This is a genomic window from Dechloromonas denitrificans (assembly GCF_001551835.1).
Lineage (GTDB): Bacteria > Pseudomonadota > Gammaproteobacteria > Burkholderiales > Rhodocyclaceae > Azonexus > Azonexus denitrificans.
In genome coordinates this window covers 133,035-151,431 of record NZ_LODL01000021.1, presented here as the reverse complement: position 1 = coordinate 151,431, position 18,397 = coordinate 133,035, and the positions used below count along the sequence as shown (strand labels likewise).

General features: G+C 64.8%; 10 protein-coding genes. 4 read left to right on the top strand and 6 right to left on the bottom strand.

Annotated elements, in window-relative coordinates:
• Positions 1-267 precede the first annotated feature (267 nt).
• The 4 genes from AT959_RS11815 to AT959_RS11800 all read left to right on the top strand — a co-directional run bounded on the left by AT959_RS11815 (position 268) and on the right by AT959_RS11800 (position 8,252).
• On the top strand, positions 268-2,304 hold the full coding sequence (locus AT959_RS11815; protein ID WP_157651289.1) for a site-specific recombinase: 2,037 nt from the start codon (positions 268-270) through the stop codon (positions 2,302-2,304).
• Positions 2,305-2,320: 16 nt separating this feature from the next.
• Positions 2,321-4,015, top strand: coding sequence for an autotransporter assembly complex protein TamA (locus AT959_RS11810; RefSeq protein ID WP_066883325.1), 1,695 nt, complete (start codon positions 2,321-2,323; stop codon positions 4,013-4,015).
• Between the two features lie 2 nt (positions 4,016-4,017).
• Positions 4,018-7,659: a translocation/assembly module TamB domain-containing protein gene (locus tag AT959_RS11805; RefSeq protein WP_066883323.1), complete on the top strand. Its 3,642-nt coding sequence runs from the start codon at positions 4,018-4,020 to the stop codon at positions 7,657-7,659.
• A 95-nt stretch (positions 7,660-7,754) separates the two neighbouring features.
• Positions 7,755-8,252 carry an EF-hand domain-containing protein gene (locus AT959_RS11800; protein ID WP_066883321.1) on the top strand — a complete coding sequence of 166 codons (498 nt, stop codon included), beginning with the start codon at positions 7,755-7,757 and terminating at the stop codon, positions 8,250-8,252.
• Between the two features lie 66 nt (positions 8,253-8,318).
• Here the strand turns inward: AT959_RS11800 and AT959_RS11795 are convergent, their stop codons facing one another.
• The 6 genes from AT959_RS11795 to AT959_RS11770 all read right to left on the bottom strand — a co-directional run bounded on the left by AT959_RS11795 (position 8,319) and on the right by AT959_RS11770 (position 18,198).
• On the bottom strand, positions 8,319-11,375 hold the full coding sequence (locus AT959_RS11795; RefSeq protein WP_066883319.1) for an efflux RND transporter permease subunit: 3,057 nt from the start codon (positions 11,373-11,375) through the stop codon (positions 8,319-8,321).
• Complete coding sequence (locus tag AT959_RS11790) at positions 11,372-12,517, bottom strand: efflux RND transporter periplasmic adaptor subunit (protein WP_066883317.1); 1,146 nt, start codon at positions 12,515-12,517, stop codon at positions 11,372-11,374. Before AT959_RS11790 ends, AT959_RS11795 begins: the two co-directional genes overlap by 4 nt.
• Positions 12,518-12,596: 79 nt before the next feature.
• Positions 12,597-14,603, bottom strand: a complete 2,007-nt coding sequence (locus AT959_RS11785; RefSeq protein WP_066883315.1) for an acyl CoA:acetate/3-ketoacid CoA transferase — start codon at positions 14,601-14,603, stop codon at positions 12,597-12,599.
• A 31-nt stretch (positions 14,604-14,634) separates the two neighbouring features.
• Positions 14,635-16,032: a GntP family permease gene (locus AT959_RS11780; RefSeq protein WP_066883313.1), complete on the bottom strand. Its 1,398-nt coding sequence runs from the start codon at positions 16,030-16,032 to the stop codon at positions 14,635-14,637.
• Between the two features lie 159 nt (positions 16,033-16,191).
• The gene (locus tag AT959_RS11775) at positions 16,192-17,595 is read right to left on the bottom strand and encodes a sigma-54 interaction domain-containing protein (protein WP_066883312.1); all 1,404 of its coding nucleotides are present in this window, start codon (positions 17,593-17,595) and stop codon (positions 16,192-16,194) included.
• An 18-nt stretch (positions 17,596-17,613) separates the two neighbouring features.
• Positions 17,614-18,198 carry a CBS domain-containing protein gene (locus AT959_RS11770; RefSeq protein ID WP_083518369.1) on the bottom strand — a complete coding sequence of 195 codons (585 nt, stop codon included), beginning with the start codon at positions 18,196-18,198 and terminating at the stop codon, positions 17,614-17,616.
• Positions 18,199-18,397: the final 199 nt, after the last annotated feature.

The window sequence follows — 18,397 nt, the reverse complement described above, 5'->3', positions numbered from 1 at the left end:
GCAGCAAAGCCGATACCGGCCAGCAGGGCCAGAACCAGCGACTTCTTGGCGATGTTTTTGATCATGAGATATCCCTGTCGAAAAAATTTAGACGGCGTATTGTAAGCGGAAACTGCTTCATTTCATTACGTATTGTTTATTGACTTCACCCATTAGAGCACGATTCGGCGGCACTTGCCGGCCCCGGCCCGTTACACAACTACAATCGATCCGGGTAACTGATTATCCGACAATCATGCTTCGATGTTGAGCGAAAAAAACAGTTTAATGACAAAAATGCGTGAAATATTGCACTGGCTGCTCGGCAAGAGCCAAGCAGTCGGCAACCCGCTGCACGAGGCCTTGCTGGCCTTCCGCGAGCCGCAGGCCGATCCCCTCGAACTGGTGCGCCGACTGGTCATCCAGTTGCGTCCGCGCAACTGGGACGATGGCGAGGCTGCCCTGCGCTATGCCGAAATGCTGGATATTCTGGAAAACGATGCTGCCCTGCTCAGCGCTTTCCGGGGCCATGTCGTGCATTTCCTCGCCACCCGCCGGCTGGTCACCTTTTTCACCGACAGCGGCATCCTGCCCGGCACCGGCTTTTTCTCCGAGTGGTGGCGCATCCTGTGGAACCGGGTCCTGCCCGAGGCGCCCGATGAACGACGCCTGAAGGACTGCCTGCACGTCGTTTACGATCGCTCGACCGACTGGCGCTGGATGGAGCAGATCCCGCCCGAATATTCGCAACGCTTCTGGGCCCTGCTCGCACCAAGCGAGGAATTGCATAATTTCGACTGGCGCGGCATCCAGGAACAGATGCTCGATTCCGTGCTGCTGCTCGCCCACCGGGTCAGCGGTCTGGGTGTCGAAAGCGAACTGATGCGGGCGAGCACCAATTTCGATGACGACACCCCGAGTTTCATCGCCCTCTCGGCCGAAGCCCTCGATTTCGTCAGCAGCATGCGCGCCGCCCTCAACGATCCGAGCCTGAGCGCGGACGACGGCAGCCAGTTGCAAGTGATTGCCGCCCAGTGCCGGGAAAGCCTGCAGCGCATCCGCAAGCGGGCAATGACGGTCGGCACCAGCCTGCACCTATCCTATCTGCTGACCCGCAGCGAACAATGCCTGCTCCGCCTGGAGGAATTGCTCACCATATTGACTGCCCGCAGCAGCGCGATCGAAGCCTGGGCCAGTTTTGCCCGCGAGGCCTTCGTCGCCGAGAACCGGCGCAACAGCCTGCGTTTCTACATGACACAACTGTCCCGCCTGCTCGCCGTCCGCGTTACCGAAAATGCGGCCCGCTCGGGCGAGCATTACATTTGCGAAACGCCGTCCGATTACGGTCACATGTGGCGCTCGGCGGCTGGCGCCGGGGTGCTGATCGGGCTGATGGCGCTGCTCAAGATCAAGGCGGCGACGCTGCACGCCCCGTTGTTCGGCGAAGCGTTCATGTTCAGCATGATCTACGGCCTCGGCTTTGTCCTCATCTACCTGCTCGGCATGACGGTCGCCACCAAGCAGCCGGCGATGACGGCGCAGACGCTGGCCGGTCTGCTCGGCGACCTCAAGCCGCGGCGCAGTGCCGACCTCGAACGCCTGGTGGACGTCGTTGCCGCCGTCTGCCGCAGCCAGTTGGCGGCGATTGCCGGCAACGTCATGGTCGCGCTGCCGATCGCCATCGCCGTCGGTTATGGCCTGAGCCGGCTGAGCGGCACGCAGCTGATTCCGCTGGAAAAGGGCGCCCACCTGCTGGCCGACCTCAACCTGCTCGGCTGGGCCTTGCCGCATGCCGCCATCGCCGGCTTCTATCTTTTCCTGTCCGGCCTGATCACCGGCTATTTCGACAATCAGGCGGCCTATGCCGAGGTCGGCCTGCGCATTGGCCGCCTGCGCTGGCTGCGCCGACTGTTCGGCGCGGCGCGGGCAATCCGGGTCGGCAATTACATCCAGGACCGGCTGGGCGGCATCATGGGCAATTTCCTGTTCGGCTGCATGCTTGGTTCGACCGGCGTCATCGGCACCATCCTCGGCCTGCCACTCGATATCCGGCATATCGCCTTCGCCTCGGCCAATCTCGGCTACGCCCTGACCGCCTTCGACTTCGCACTGCCGCTCAAGGCCGTGCTATGGGCCGTGCTCGGCGTCGCCGCCATCGGCTTCGTCAACCTCGTCGTCAGTTTTGCGCTGGCCCTGCGCACCGCACTCGGCGCCCGCCGCATCCAGTTCGAGCATTGGGGACCGTTGCTCAGCGCTATCTGGCAGCGCTTCCGGCAACAACCGCGAAGTTTCCTGCTGCTACCGCGCCAGACGGCCGCCGAGTAGCGGGTAAAATGCCGGGGTGTTATTACCTGACAGCCCGGCCGCCCGCCGCTTTCTTCCCTTGTTTCTGTTCGCCCTGGCCAGCCCGCTGGCCGCCGGCGAGATCGACTTGCGCGCGCCGGAAGAAATCAGCGAACTGCTGACCCCCTATTTGCCGGACACCGCCGGCAGCCAGCGCAAGCTGCAGGAACTGCTCGGCGAAATCCTGGCGACCGAGGGTTATTTCTCGCCACTCTTCGAGTTCAACGAGCAGGATGGCGATTTGCAGGTCACGATCACGCCCGGCCCGCAGACCCGAATCGGCAGCGTCGATCTGGCGGTGGACGGCCCGCTGGCGGCAAAAACCCGGGAGGAATTGCTGGCCGGCTGGGGCCTGCCGGTCGGCCAACCGTTTCGCCAGGAGGACTGGAGCGAGGCCAAGCAGCAGGTGCTGGCCCGCTTGCTGGCGGTCGAACACGCAGCCGCCCAGTTGCTCGACAGCGCGGCGGAAATCGATACCGAAACGCAGCGCGCCGCCTTGCGCGCCCATTACGACGCCGGCCCGCCCTATCGCTTTGGCGAATTGAAGATCAGCGGCCTGCAGCGCTACGCGCCCGACCTGGTTCAGCGCTACAACCGCACGGTGCTGCCGGGTGAGCCCTACCGCGAGGACCGCTTGAACGCGCTGCAAGCGACGCTGCAGGCCAGCCCCTACTTCTCTTCGGTCCAGGCCAGCCTCGACATGGACAGCGAAATTGGCCCGGACGGCACGGTGACCGCCCCCGTCCTGCTCCGCGTCCGCGAACGGGCGGCGCACCGGGTTGCCTTCGGGGCCGGCATCAGTTCCAACACCGGCGCCCGCGTCGAGGCCAACTACCACACGCCCGACTTCTTCAATCAGGCCTGGGAATTCGATACCGGCCTGCGCCTGGAACAGAAGAAACAGACCGCCTACGCCGACGTCTTTCTGCCGCCGGACGACAAGAACCGGCGCAACAGCATCGGCCTGATGGCCGAAGGCACCGACATCCAGGGCCTGAAGACCGAGCGCTACGCCTTCGGCGCCCAGACCGTGCAACAACGCGGCAGCATCGAACAGCGCCTGTCGCTGAACTGGCAGGAAGAACGGCGCGAGCCGGACGGCGCCCTGGCGACGACCAGCCGGGCCCTGGTCCCGAACGTGATGTGGACCTGGCGCCGCGTCGACAACCCGCTCGACCCGCACAAGGGCATCGTGCTTCAGGCGCAGGTCGGCGGCGGCACCAAGGCGCTGCTCTCCGACCAGAACTTCGTCCGCCTGCACTCGCGCTGGCAGCAATTCATCCCACTCAGCAAGGACAACCTGCTGACCCTGCGCGGTGAAATCGGTTACACGCTGGCCGATTCACGCCAGCACATCCCGCAGGACTACCTGTTCCGCACCGGCGGTACCGGCTCGGTACGCGGCTATGCCTACCAGAGCCTCGGCATCAAGGAAGGCAATGCCACGGTCGGTGGCCGCTATCTCGGCGTGGTCAGCGCCGAAGCGACGCACTGGCTGAACGAAAGCTGGGGCATCGCCGGTTTTGTCGATGCCGGCGATGCGGTCGATGACCTGCAGGACATCCGCCTCGCCGTCGGCTACGGTGTCGGCGCCCGCTGGCGCAGCCCGGCCGGGCCGATCGGCGTCGACCTCGCCTACGGCCAGCGCACCGCCGAAATCCAGCTGCACTTCTCGCTGGCCATCCCGTTCTGATCATGTGGCTGCGTCCCCTCGGCCTTGCCACCACCGCCCTGCTCGGCACGCTGGCCGGCGGCACGTTGTGGCTGACGGCCACGGAAAGCGGCCTGCACGCGGCCAGCCGACTGGCCGCCAGCGCCAGCGGCGGCCGCCTGCAGATCGCCGCCAGCACCGGCAGCCTGCTCGGCCGGCTCGATCTGGCCAGCCTGCGCTGGACCAGCCCCGGCCTCGACCTGCATGCCGAGCAAATCCACCTCGACTGGTCACCCGGCGCCCTGCTGCACGGCCGGCTGCAAGTCGCCGAATTGAGCATCGGCAAGCTACGCCTCGACATCGTCGGCAGCGACGAAAAAACGCCACCACCGAGCGCGCTGGGCCTGCCTCTGGCGGTCGACCTCGAAAAAGTGGCCATTTCCCGCCTGGAAATTGGCGACGGCTTGGCCGCCGATGATCTCGTCGGCCACCTCAGCCACGATGGCGAGCACTACAGCCTGCAGGACTTCTCGGCGCGCAGCGGCGACACGCTGCTTACCGGGCAAGCCCGACTCGCCGCCCAGGCTCCGCTGCAATTGACCGCCAGCGCCGAAATCAATGGCCAGCTCGATCAACGCCCGCTCGCCCTCAGCCTGAGCGCCAACGGCCCGCTCGCCCGCCTCGAACTGGCCGCCAGCGCCCGGGCCGGCCTGCAGGGTGAAGCGCAGGCTGTGCTGACGCCGTTTGCTGACGCCCCGTTCGCCAGCGCCCACTTCGCGCTCGACGAACTCGACCCGGCCGCCTGGCAAAAGAGCGCCCCGGCCGCCCGCCTCAGCCTGCGGGCTGATCTCCAGCCGCAGGGCAGCGGCATCGCCGGCCATTTTTCACTGAGCAACGCCAAGCCGGGAGCGCTCGACCGCCAACGGCTGCCACTGACCAGCCTGAGCGGCCAACTGGCCTGGCAGGACGGCATCGGCCGCTTCGCTGCCCTGCAGGCCAAGCTCGGCGGCAAGAGCAGCCTGGACGGCGAGGCGCGCTGGCAGGCTCAGGTGCTGCACCTGAACTTGCAGGCCCGCCAACTCGATGCCGCCCAAATTGTTTCAGCCCTGCGGTCGACCCGCCTGAACGGCCCGATTTCGGCCGAAGTCAGCGCCAACCGGCAAGACATCACGCTCGATCTGCAGGACCCGACTTTCCGCCTGCAGGCCGCAGCCAGCCACGCCGCCGGCGTGCTGACCCTGCCCCGGCTGGAACTGACGGCCGGCCCGGCCCGGCTGGCGGCGCATGGACAACTGACGCTGAACGACGAGATGAACTTTGCCGCCACCGGCGAACTCAACCGCTTCGACCCCAGCCGCTTTGCCAAAGTGACGCCGGCCCGGATCAATGCCAGCTTCAAGAGCGCGGGCAAACTGGCGCCGCGTCCGCTACTCAGTGCCAGCTTCGAATTGAAGGACAGCCAGCTCGCCAGCCAGCCGCTGAGCGGCCGCGGCCGCCTGAGCATCGACTGGCCGCGCATCCCGCAGGCCGATATCGAACTGCTCGCCGGCGCCAACCGCCTGCAGGCCAGCGGCGCCTTCGGGCGGCCGGGCGACCGGCTGACGGTCGACCTGGCGGCGCCGCAGCTTTCCCTCTACGGCCTGGAAGGCGGCATCAGCGGCCGGCTCGACCTAGCCGGCAGCGTCCAGCAACCGCAACTGGCCGCCCGGCTGCAGGCCGCCAAACTCGGCCTGCCCGGCGTCGTCCGCCTGAATGGCCTGAAGCTGGAGGCCGATGCCGCCGGCCAGCCCAACTCGCCCTTGCGCCTTGATCTGACCGTCGCCAGCCTGGCGACGCCAGACCAGCCGGACCTGCTCAAACAGTTGCACCTGCAGGCCAGCGGCAGCAACCAGGCCCACCGGTTGAGCGCCAGCGCCGAACTGACCGGCAAGAACCGATTCGCGCTGAGTGCCGAAGGCGGCCTGCTCAGCGAAGCCGGCGCCACGAGCTGGCGCGGCCAGTTGCTCAGCGCCGAGCTGAACGCCGACGACAAGAACCGCAGCTTCCAGCTGAGCGCCCCCGCCCCGGTACACCTGGCGGCCCAGCACTGGCGCTTCGGCCCGGCCCAACTGAACGGCAACCCGAACAACTGGCAGGCCAGCCTGCTGGCCGAGGCCGACCAGCAGCAACTGCTGGCCAGCCTGAGCGGGCGCGGGCCGCGCATCGGCCAGGTCGACGGCGAACTGAAAGCCGGCCTACGCGGCGCCTGGTCGCTCGACCAGCAGGCAGCCTGGCTGGGCAAACTGAAAATGGACGTCGCCGATCTCGGCTGGCTGAGCGAACTGCTCGGCGAGCAATGGCAAAGCGCCGGCCGCTTCAGCGGCGAACTGCAGGTCGCCGGCACACCGACGCTGCCGCTGGCCAACGGTCAGTTCCGCGGCGAGAAACTGGCCCTGCGCCTGCCCGAGCAGGGGCTGCACCTGGCCAACGGCGAACTCGACGTCACGCTCGCCAACAACCTGCTACGCGTCCAGAAACTGGGTTTCGACAGCCTGCTGCAAGCCTTGCCACGGCCGCTGCTGCTCGCCGCCAAAAATGATGTCGAGAGCCTGAACAAGCGCCCGGGCCGCCTGGAAATAACCGGTGAAATGCAGGTCGACCGCAGCACTGGGGCCGACAATGCCTTCCTCGACGTCCGTCTTGAGCGGCTCGGTGTCTTCCAGCTCCCCGATCAGTGGGTGGCCGTTTCCGGCGACGGCCGGCTGAGCTGGCAGGGCGGCACGCTCGGCGCCAAGGGCAAGCTGGCGGTCGATGCCGGCTACTGGCAACTGGCCGCCAGCGGCGCCCCCAGCCTGTCCGACGATGTCGTCATCAAGCGGCCGGGCAGCGAGAAGGCGGCGAGCAGCCTGCGCCCGAAACTCGACCTCGATCTCAGCACCGATCTCGGCAAGAGCTTCCTGTTCAAGGGCGCCGGCCTGACCGCCCGCCTCGTCGGCGACATCCGGCTGCGCGCCAGCGGCCGCGACCTGCCCCGGGCCAGCGGCAGCATCCGCACCCGCGACGGGCGCTTCGATGCCTACGGCCAGCAACTGGCCATCGAGCGCGGTGTGCTCAATTTCCAGGGCCTGCTCGACAACCCGGGACTCGACGTCCGCGCCGTCCGCAAGGGGCTGTCCGTCGAGGCCGGCGTGCAGATCAGCGGCACGGCGCAGCGGCCGGTCGTCAAGCTGGTTTCCGACCCGGAACTGCCGGATGCCGAAAAGCTGGCCTGGCTGGTCCTCGGCCACGGCCCGGAACAGATGAGTGCCGGCGATGCGACCGTGCTGCTCTCGGCCGCCGGTGGCCTGCTCGGCAAGGATTCGGGCGGCGTCGTCCAGCAACTGAAAAGCGGCTTCGGGATCGACGATTTCGGCGTCCGCCAGGGCGGCATCGGCGACACCGGCAGCCGCCAGCAAAGCAGCCGCGTCGCCGGCAGCAACTTCGATACCACGGCGACGACCGGCACCCAGATCCTCAGCGTCGGCAAGCGCCTGTCGTCGAACGCCATGCTTTCCTACGAACAGGCGCTCGGCAAGGCGGAAAGCATCGTCAAGCTGACCGTCAACCTGAACCGCCAGGTCTCGCTGATCGGCCGGGCCGGCAGCGACAACGCGCTCGACCTGTTCTACACCATCACGTTCGGCCGCTCTGCGCCGGAGTCAAGGTGATGCCGGCGGCGATTGCGCTAGCCGAACATGGAATAATCGCGCTTATGCCAAGCATTTGTCCTAATTTTTCGACCTTGTCCCAACCAGGAAAAACCATGCGCTATTCACTAATCATGCTCGCCCTGCTGTCGACCGTTGCCCTTGCCGAACCGGCGAAAGATGCGCTCAGCCAGGTCAGGTTCGAGGAACGTTTCCACGCCGCCGACAAGAACAAGGATGGCAAGTTGTCGCGGGCCGAGGCCAACGCCGAATTCCCGCGTGCCCCGGAGTTCTTCGACCAAATCGACAGCAACAAGGACAACGCCGTTACCCTGGCCGAGGTCAAGCGCGCCGTCGACCGTTACGTCAAGGCGACTCTGGCCAGCAGCAAGCCGGGTAACAAATACGTCCAGCCGCAGGACCTGAAGGGCGAGCCGCTGCCGGCCGGCAGCACGACGACGCCGGAAGCAGCCTTCGCCAGCAAGGCTGAAGCCAGCCGCCAGTATCGCTACGACTATTACGAAGCGCTGGCCGAAAGCCAGCAAACGACCCGCGGCCGCGGCGAGCCGACCCAGCCCGAGCCTTACCCCAGCGTTTTCAAGAAAAGCTTCTGAGTCCGAACGGCCGGCAGACAGGGATCCAAGACGGGGCGCTGGCGAGCGCCCCGTTATTTTGCCAGCTCAGCGGCTGGCCGCCAGCCGCCGGACCCGCCCGATCAGGTCGTCGACGTAGGTGAAGACGACCGGAATGACCAGCAGGCTGAGGAAGGTCGAAGTGATCAGGCCGCCGATGACGACGATCGCCATCGGCGCCCGGAAGCTGGGGTCGGTGCCGATGCCAAGGGCGATCGGCAGCATGCCGGCGCCCATCGCCACCGTCGTCATGACGATCGGCCGCGCCCGCTTGCGGCAGGCGTCGAGCAAGGCGCTCCAGCGGTCGAGGCCGTGGTCGCGGCGGGCCAGGATGACGTAGTCGATGAGCAGGATGGAGTTTTTGGTGGCGATGCCCATCAGCATGATCAGGCCGATCATCGACGGCATCGACAGCGCCGTGTGCGAGATGAAGAGGGCGAGGAAGGCGCCCGGCACCGAGAGGACCAGCGCCGCCAGAATGGTCACCGGCTGCACGAAATCCTTGAAGAGCAGGACCAGCACGATGTAGATGCAGAGCACGCCGGTCGCCATCGCCAGCGCAAAGCTGGCGAACAGCTCGCCCATCGCCTCGGCATCGCCGACCGTGGTCTGGATGACGCCGGGCGGCAGGTTGCGCAGGCTGGGCAGGGCCAGCGCCTGTTTCTCGACTTCACCGAGCGGCTGGTTATTCAACTCGATCTCGAAATTAATGTTGCGCAGCCGGTCGTAACGGTCGATTTCGGCCGGCCCGCCGGCGATGCTCAGGCTCGCCACATTGCCGATCATCACCGGGCCGTGTTTGCCCGGCACCGTCATCCGTTCGAGCAGCCCAAGATCCTGGCGGGCGGCCGGCGGCAGCTTGACGATAATCGGCACCTGGCGCTGCGCCAGGTTGAGCTTGGCCAGGCTCTGGTCGTAGTCGCCGGCGGTGGCGATGCGCAAGGTGTCGGCAATCGCCGCCGAGGTGACGCCGAGGTCGGCGGCGCGGGCGAAATCGGGGCGAACGACCAGTTCCGGACGGACCAGGCTGGCCGTCGTCGTCACGTTGCCGATGCCGGGGATGCTGCGCAGGTCGCGCTCGACCAGCCGGGCATGTTCGGAGAGCAGCGGGCCGTTTTCACTGGCCAGCACCAGCACGTATTTTTCGTTCGAGCCACCAAAGCCGACCTTCAACTGAACGCCGGGCAGTTCGGCCAGGGCCAGGCGAAACTCGCGTTCGACATCCTGCTTGGTGACGCCGCCGCGCTGCTTGCGTGGCGTCAGGTTGATGGTCAGTGTCGCCTTGCGTACCTCGGCCGCACCGCGCGGCGCAAACGGATCGCTGCCGGCAGCGCCGCCGCCGATGGCGGTATAGACCATCTTCACGTGCGGGTGCCGTTCGACGATGGCGCGCGCCTTTTCTGCGGCGGCCAGCGTTTCCTGGAAGGTGCTGCCGGGTGGCAGGGAGACATAGACCTGGGTTTGCGACAGATCGTCCGGCGGCAGGAAGCCGGTCGGCAGCAGCGGCACCAGCGCGAAGGAGCCGACGAAGAAGACGACCGTGGCCAGCATGGTCAGCAGGCGGTGCTTCAGGCACCAGGCGGCCCAGCCGGCATAGACCTTGAGCCAGCGCGGTTCGTGATGTTCGGCACTGAGCGGCTTCAGGATGTAGGCCGCCATCATCGGTGTCAGCAGGCGGGCAACGACCAGCGAGAAGAAAACGGCGATGGCTGCGGTCCACCCGAACTGGACGAAGAATTTGCCGGCGACGCCACTCATGAAGGCGGTCGGCAGGAAGACGGCGATCAGTGTGAAGGTGGTGGCGATCACCGCCAGGCCGATTTCGTCGGCCGCCTCCATCGCCGCCTCGAACGGCGTCTTGCCCATGCGCAGGTGGCGCATGATGTTCTCGATCTCGACGATGGCGTCATCGACCAGGATACCGACCACCAGCGACATCGAAAGCAGGGTCACGACGTTGAGCGTGAAGCCCATCAGGTGCATTGCAGCGAAGGCCGGGATGATCGACAGCGGCAGCGCCGTCGCCGAAACGAAAGTGGCCCGCCAGTCGCGCAGGAAGAGCCAGACGACGATCACGGCCAGGATGGCGCCTTCGATCAGCAGCGACATCGAGCCTTCGAAGTTCTCCTCGACCGGATCGACGAAATTGAAGGCTTCGGTGATCGTGATGTCGGGATGTTCGGCGCGCAGTTTTTCCAGCGTCGCCCGCACATTGGTCGCCAGTTCGACTTCGCCGGCGCCGCGGCTGCGGACGATTTCGAAGCCGACCACCGGCTTGCCGTTGAGCAGGGCCGCCGAGCGCTGCTCGCCGACCGTATCGCTGACCGTCGCCACCTGGTCGAGGCGCAAGCGGCGGCCGTCGGAGAGCAGGATGTCCATCGCCGCCAGTTCGGCCGCTGATTGCACGGTAGCGATGGTGCGCACCGACTGTTCGATGCCGCCGACGTCGGAGCGACCGCCCGAGGCTTCCTGCTGGATCTGGCGCAATTGCCGCGAAATATCGGCTGCCGTCGCATTGAGGGCGAGCAGGCGGGCCGGATCGAGCTCGACGCGGATCTCGCGCGTCACACCGCCGACCCGGGCCACCGAACCGACGCCGCGCACGCTGAGCACCGACTTGGTCACCGTGTTGTCGACGAACCAGGAGAGCGCCTCGTCGTCCATCCGGCTCGAGGCCACGGTGTAGGTCAGGATCGGACTGCCGGCCAGGTCGACCTTGGCGATCACCGGGTCCTTGAGGTCGCCCGGCAGGTCGGAGCGGATACGCGAAACGGCATCGCGCACGTCGTCGACCGCATCCTGTGTCGCCTTTTCCAGCCTGAACTCGACGGTGACGACGGTGACCCCGTCCTGCACCTTGGTGTAGATGTGCTTGATGCCCTGCAGCGTCGCCACCGAATTCTCGATCTTGCGCGCCACCTCGGTTTCCATCTGGGCCGGCGCCGCGCCGGGCAGCGAGGCGGTGACGGTCACCGTCGGCAGATCGACATCCATGAACTGCTGCACCTTCATCGCCTTGAAAGCCATGACGCCGAACAGCGTCAGCATGATGAAGAGCAGGATAGCCGGCGTCGGATTCCGGATCGACCAGGCGGAGACGTTCATTGCGCTTGGCTGCCGGCGACGATTTTCACCGCATCGCCATCGGCCAGGAAACCGGCCCCGGACTCGACGATCTGCGCCTGCGCCGCCAGCCCGGAAACAACTTCCAGACGCTCGCCGAGGCGCCGGCCGACGACAATCTTGCTCTGCGCGACGCGCCCGACCTCGCCGTCGCGATTTTCCAGCCGGAAAACGTAGGCGAAGCCTTCACGCAAAACGACTGTCGTCTGCGGTACGGTCAGGGCCGGGCTGCGCCCGAGTTCGAATTCGCCACGGGCGAACATGCCGGCGCGCAGGGCGTCGCTGACCGGCAGATCGACATAGACCAAACCGTTGCGCGTTTGCGGGTCGACACTGGGCGCCACCGCCCGTACCCGGCCGACGACCGGGTCACCATTCGGGTTGCTCAGCCGGGCCACGCCGCCGACCTTGACCCTGGCCAGGCCGACCGAGGGCACTTCGGCCCGCCACTCCAGCCGGCCACCGCGAATCAGCCGGAACAGTTCCTGCCCCGACTGAGTCAGCGAGCCTACGGCCGCCGCACGCGCCGAGATCACGCCGTCATCAGATGCCAGGACGACGGTCTTGCTCATCTTGACCTCGGCGGCCTGGGCCCGGGCGCGGGCAGCGGCGAGGCGGGCGGCAGCGGTGTGCTCGGCGGTCTGGTATTGGGCAAACAACTGCGAACTGTAAAAACCCTGGGCTTTCAGTTCCCGAGCCCGTTCGGCATTGCTTTTCGCCTCACCGGCGCTGGCCGTCAGTTCGGCCACCGATGCCTTGGCTTCGGCCAGTTCGCTGGCCACGGTATCGCTGGCAATCCGCGCCAGCACCTGGCCTTTTTTCACTTTGTCGCCGACCTGGGCGAGCACTTCGGTAATCCGGTAATTGCTGATTTCCGGACCGATCACTGCCTCCTGCCAGGCCACGACATTGCCGTTGGCGGCCAGTACCTGCGGCCACTCCTCGCTCTGCGGCGTGGTCAGGCTGACCGTCAGTGCCGGCTTGGCTGCGGCCTTGTCAGGCAATGCCGCCGGCTGCGGCGCGGAGCCGGAAAAAAGAAAGACGCCGACTGCCACCAGGGCAGCCAGCGCGAGCGCGATACGGGCTTTCCGCCCGGCAAGCGGACCCGAAGAGATGATTTTCATGCCTGAACCTGTGTCGACCGCAGTAATCGGCGAATGATACCTTGCTCCTTGCCGATGTCATCCCACGCCGCCAACAGGGTTATCCGGCTCCGCCCAACCTATCCTGCGCCTCATCGGCGCTTTCGTAGATGTGCGGCGGGATCTGCTGCTTCTCCAGCGCCTCGCCCAGCTTCATGCGCAGGAAGGTGTTCGAGGTATAGCGCGTCACGTCGTGGTAATGCCGTTCCATGATGCCCTTGACGACGCCGATGTAGTCATCGACCAGTTCTGGCAGGATTGTGAAGCGGTCGTAATTGACGATGGCGTTGACCTTGTGGCCGAGCGGCGCCAACTTGCTTTCGACGGCCTCCAGCAGGCGCGCGATATCCGCCTCGCTGCGCACGCTGAGGCCGGCGAAGTCGACGAAGAACAGGTTCTGTGCCGGATCGTAGGAGAGGCGCTCGGCCATCGGCCGCTCCAGCATCTCCGGCCGGATGTTCATCGGCGCATCGGTAAAGATGCGGGCATCCATCAGCTTCGGCTCGCCGTGCATGATCGGCTTGAATTCCATCTTGTCGAGGATGTCCTTCTGCAGATCGACCCCGGGGGCGATTTCGGTCAGTTCGAGGCCGTCGGCGGTCAGCTTGAAGACGCAGCGCTCGGTGATGTAGAGCACGCTCTTGCCCCACTTGGCGGCTTGCGGACCGCTGAAGGTCCGGTGCTCGACCTCGCTGACGAACTTGACCGCCTTGCCGTCTTCAAGAATGGCCAGTTTTCCGGCGTCGACCGCAACCTCCAGGTTGCCGGCCGTGAAAGTGCCGACGAAGACGACCTTCTTGGCATTCTGCGAGATATTGATGAAGCCCCCCGCCCCGGCCAGCCGCGGGCCGAACTTGGAGACATTGAGGTTGCCCTGCTGGTCGGCCTGGGCCAGGCCGAGGAAGGCGATGTCCAGCCCGCCGCCATCGTAGAAGTCGAACTGGCTTGGCTGGTCGATGATCGCCTGGGCATTGGTCGCCGCGCCGAAACTCAGGCCGCCGGCCGGCACGCCACCGATCACGCCGGGTTCGGCGGTCAGCGTCATCAGGTCGATGACCTGCTCCTCGGCGGCGACATTGGCGACCCCCTCCGGCATGCCGATGCCGAGATTGACCACGGCGTTGGCCTTGAGCTCCAGCGCCGCCCGCCGCGCGATGATCTTGCGCTCGCTCATCGGCATCGCGGCAATCGCCGACATCGGCACCTTGATCTCGCCGGCATAGGCCGGGTTGTACTGCTCGCTGAAGGTCTGGGCGTGGTATTCCGGCTTCTCGGCGACCACGACGCAATCGACCAGGATGCCGGGAATCTTCACCTGGCGCGGGTTCAGCGTACCGCGCTCGGCGATCCGTTCGACCTGGGCAATGACGATGCCCCCCGAATTGCGCGCCGCCATCGCGATGGCCTGCGCCTCCAGCGTCAAGGCTTCCTTCTCCATGGTGATGTTGCCGTCCGGATCTGCCGTCGTGCCACGAATGATGCCAACGTTGATCGGCAGCGCCTTGTAGAACAGGTATTCCTCGCCATCGATTTCCATCAGCCGGACGACATCCTTGGTCGTCATTTCATTCAGCTTACCGCCGCCGAAACGCGGATCGACGAAGGTGCCGAGGCCGACCCGGGTGATCGTCCCCGGCTTGCCGGCGGCGATGTCACGGAAGAGATGGGTGATCACCCCCTGCGGCAGGTTGTAGGCCTCGATACGGTTGGTCACCGCCAGTTGCTGCAACTTGGGGACCAGACCCCAGTGGCCACCGATCACCCGAGCGACCAGGCCGTCATGACCGAAGTGGTTGAGACCGCGCTCCTTGCCGTCCCCCTGCCCGGCCGCATAGACCAAGGTCAGGTTGCGCGGCCGGCCAAGGCCGTGTTGATCGCTCGCCTCGCTCTCGAGAAACAGCTCCTCAAGGGCGATGGCAATGTTTTCGGCAAAGCCGATCCCGACAAAACCGCCAGTCGCCACGGTATCGCCGTCCTTGATCAAACGGACGGCGTCGCGGGCGGAAACGATCTTGCCGGTATCGGACGCGCGCAATGAAGCGGCAATCGGGTGACGTGACATGGGCATGGCTTATCTCCTCGCTGTTTTTATAGGTATCTCAAACAATACCGGTCGCGTAGTACACGCCAATCACCACGAAGACGGCCAGCGTCTTGATGCAGGTGATGGCGAAAATATCCTTGTATGACTGGCGGTGGGTCAGGCCGGTCACGGCGAGCAGCGTGATCACCGCGCCATTGTGCGGCAGCGTGTCCATGCCACCGGAAGCCATCGAGGCGACGCGGTGGAAGACTTCGAGCGGAATGCCGGCCGCCTGCGCATTGGCGATGAAGGTCTCGGCCATCGCGGCCAGCGCGATGCTCATGCCGCCGGAGGCGGAACCGGTGATGCCGGCCAGCGAGGTGACGGTAATCGCTTCGTTGATCAGCGGATTGGGAATCGCGCTCAAGGCATTGGCGACGACGAGGAAACCGGGCAGCGCGGCGATCACGGCACCAAAGCCGTATTCGGAGGCAGTGTTCATGGTCGCCAGCAGGGCACCGCCGATGGCGCTCTTGCTGCCTTCGGCGAATTTGGCGAAAACGGTCCTCCAGGCGAAGACGAAGACGGTGGCGATACCGATCAGCAGCGCCCCTTCGACGGCCCAGATGGCGGCGACCGCCTTGGTCTGCTGCACCACCGGTGCGACCTTGCCGATGACGGCCGGGATGAAGGAGACTTTTTCGCCGTACAAGGCCGGGATCAGGTTGGTAAATACCTTGTTCATGACGCCGACCATGATCAGCGGCAGGATGGCAATCAGCGGATGGGCCAGCTTCTCGTGCTCGAACGGCTCCGGTTCGTTGAGATGGCCTTCACCATAGCCCTCACCGGCGGCAGCGGCACGACGACGGGACCATTCGAGATAGGCCAGGCCGCTGACCAGGATGAATACGGCACCGATGATACCCAGCCACGGCGCGGCATAGATATCGGTCTTGAAGAAGGTGGTCGGGATGATGTTCTGGATCTGCGGCGTACCGGGCAACGAATCCATCGTCACCGTAAAGGCGCCCAAGGCGATGGTGCCGGGAATCAGGCGCTTGGGAATACCGCCCTGGCGGAACATCTCGGCGGCGAATGGGTAGACCGCGAAAACGACGACAAACAGCGAAACCCCTCCGTAGGTCAGCAAACCGCAGACAACGACGATGGCAAGCATCGCCCGTTCGCGACCAATGAGGTTGATCACCGAGGCAACGATGGCCTTGGAGAAACCGGACAGTTCGATGACTTTGCCGAAAACGGCGCCGAGCAGGAAGACCGGGAAGAAATTCTTCACGAAGCCGACCATCTTGTCCATGAAGAGGCCGGTGAACATCGGTGCCACCAGATTGGGATCGACGAACAGGACCGCGCCGAGGGCACAGATCGGGGCGAAGAGAATGACGCTGTAGCCACGGTAGGCGACGAACATCAGGAAGGCCAAGGCGGCCAGTACAATCAGAAAGTCCACGGTTATCTCCAATATAAGTTATTAGACCGACTTCTATTGCACGCTACATGCCAAGGCACTCAAGTCATTGAGCAAATTGAAATTGATGCTTTTTTGACCGTCGACCGCAGCAATCAAACGTCAAGCCGGGCAGACAGCATGTCCGCCCGGCTTGACAGGTCAGGCGGCATCGGCGGTGAGGCCGAGGGCCGCGATTTTTTCGTAAAGCGCCGCACGCGAGATCCCCAGGCTGCGCGCTGCCTGGGCCTTGTTGCCCCGACTTTCATCCAGTGCCGCCAGAATGGCTTTGCGCTCCGCCTGCGCCACAGCCTCGGCCATGCCAATCACGTTTGAGCCCGCTGCCGGGACCGAATCCCGCACCTTGGGCATCACCCGTTCGAGATCTGCGACCTCCAGCAGATCGATATCGGTCATCAGCAAGGCGCGCTCAAGGACGTTGGCCAATTCCCGGACATTACCCGGCCAGTCGTGCCGCAGTAGCCGATTCAAGGCCGGCGAACTGATATCGTGGGCCGGAATATCCAGTTGTCGACAGATCAATTCGATCAGATACTCCGCCAGCAGCGCCATATCCTCCGGACGCTCACGCAACGGTGGCGTGTTCAGAGTGATGACGTTCAGCCGGTAATAAAGATCAGCCCGGAATGTTCCATCGGCGACCATCTGCTCAAGATTGCGACTGGTCGCGGCAATGATCCGCACATCAACGGCCACCAGGCGATTCGAGCCGACTGCCTCAAACTCCCTCTCCTGCAAGGTTCGCAACAGCTTGGCCTGGAGCGCCAGCGACATGTCGCCGATTTCGTCGAGAAAGAGCGTACCGTGATCGGCCAGCTTGAACTTGCCCTCCCGGCCGCGCCGGTCGGCCCCGGTATAAGCCCCTGGCGCCACGCCGAAAAACTCAGCTTCGAGCAGCGTTTCCGGTACGGCGGCGATATTGACCGCGACGAATGGCCGGTCGGCCCGCGGACTGGCGGCATGGATGGCTTGGGCCAGCAACTCCTTGCCGGTCCCCGTTTCGCCGAGGATCAGCACCGATGAAGCCGTACGGGCGGCGCGGCGGGCAGCCTGCTTCAATTCGGTCGATGCCTCGCCGGCACCGATAAAACTCGAAAAGGTATATTTGGTCCGCCGCGCCTCGGCCAATTTACGTTCGGCATCGGCTAGATCGGCCCGCAACTGCTGGTAGCGGGAAACGACCGGCGCAAGGTGCCGTGGATCGTCGTAAAGAATGAAGCCGACCGCACCGACCACCATCCCCGCCGCATCCCGTAGGGGCAAGCGGCTGACGACGAAGGATTCCTCTCCGACATCCATGATGTCGAGCATGATCGGCTTGCCACTCTCGACCACCTGACGCATCTGGCTATTGGCAATGACACGCTCAATCGGCTGGCCAATCGCCAGCGACGGATCGACGATCCCGAGACGCCCAGGATAATGGTCGTTCATCCAGACGACACGGGACTGGGCGTCGACGATCACCGCCCCTTCGCACAAATCGGAAAAGTGCGAAACCAGCGACTCTGACGCCAATCGGCGCAATTCATCCCGTGTTGCCATAAGAAACCCGTGGCGGTGTCAGTTGGCCAGTGCAGCCTCGATCTCGGCAAATGTACTCGCCAACTCGAAGCCCAGCACCGGTACGCCCAACAGACGGCCGATCTGGGTCGCCGAGAAGATGCCCCGCACGCGCGGCAGGCCGGTCGCCGGATCGACGTCCTCGACCATGATGTGCTGGCGTCCCTGACTCTTCAGGGCATTCAGGATATCGATCACGCGGGCATTCATGACCTCGCTCAAATACAGCGTATCGATGTTGCCGACGGCAACCATCAGATCCTTGACTGTTAAATCATCGCGCTTGCCACCCCGCGCCAGGGCCAGTTGCATCGGCTTCTCACCCAGAATATCGCGTGCCGTGATCAGGCCGACGACCTGGTCATCCGCCCCGCTCACCATCAGCAGGCGAACACCACGCGAAATCATCATCGCATTCGCTTCGGCCAGCGAGGCCGCCGCATTGACGGTGACTGCCGTTACCCGCGAAAAATCGGTCATCGCCTCGATGGCCGGCGAATCGGCGCCAATCAGGTTATAGCCTGAGGCGCACAGGGTCGCATTGGAAGATAGTTTGTGTGTACGTATTTTGGCTGCCAGAGTCATGTCTCGATCCTCCATCCTTTTTAATCCACTGTTACGTGGGACCGGGGAAGGTACGAATTATTTGAATGATTCCCCATCAGTCTCAGTATTCTGAGATTCAACGGGCTTGGCAATAGGGCTACGGGAAATCCCTTAGCCCTATTGCAGCGCGGAAGTACAAAAGCCCAAAGCCCCGAACGCTGATGCGTCCGGGGCTTTG

Excerpts from the sequence above, each read along its gene's own strand:
- AT959_RS11815 (WP_157651289.1), top strand. The coding sequence starts at position 268 with ATGACAAAAATGCGTGAAATATTGCACTGGCTGCTCGGCAAGAGCCAA.
- AT959_RS11805 (WP_066883323.1), top strand. The coding sequence starts at position 4,018 with ATGTGGCTGCGTCCCCTCGGCCTTGCCACCACCGCCCTGCTCGGCACG.
- AT959_RS11800 (WP_066883321.1), top strand. The coding sequence starts at position 7,755 with ATGCGCTATTCACTAATCATGCTCGCCCTGCTGTCGACCGTTGCCCTT.
- AT959_RS11795 (WP_066883319.1), bottom strand. The coding sequence starts at position 11,375 with ATGAACGTCTCCGCCTGGTCGATCCGGAATCCGACGCCGGCTATCCTG.
- AT959_RS11790 (WP_066883317.1), bottom strand. The coding sequence starts at position 12,517 with ATGAAAATCATCTCTTCGGGTCCGCTTGCCGGGCGGAAAGCCCGTATC.
- AT959_RS11785 (WP_066883315.1), bottom strand. The coding sequence starts at position 14,603 with ATGCCCATGTCACGTCACCCGATTGCCGCTTCATTGCGCGCGTCCGAT.
- AT959_RS11775 (WP_066883312.1), bottom strand. The coding sequence starts at position 17,595 with ATGGCAACACGGGATGAATTGCGCCGATTGGCGTCAGAGTCGCTGGTT.
- AT959_RS11770 (WP_083518369.1), bottom strand. The coding sequence starts at position 18,198 with ATGACTCTGGCAGCCAAAATACGTACACACAAACTATCTTCCAATGCG.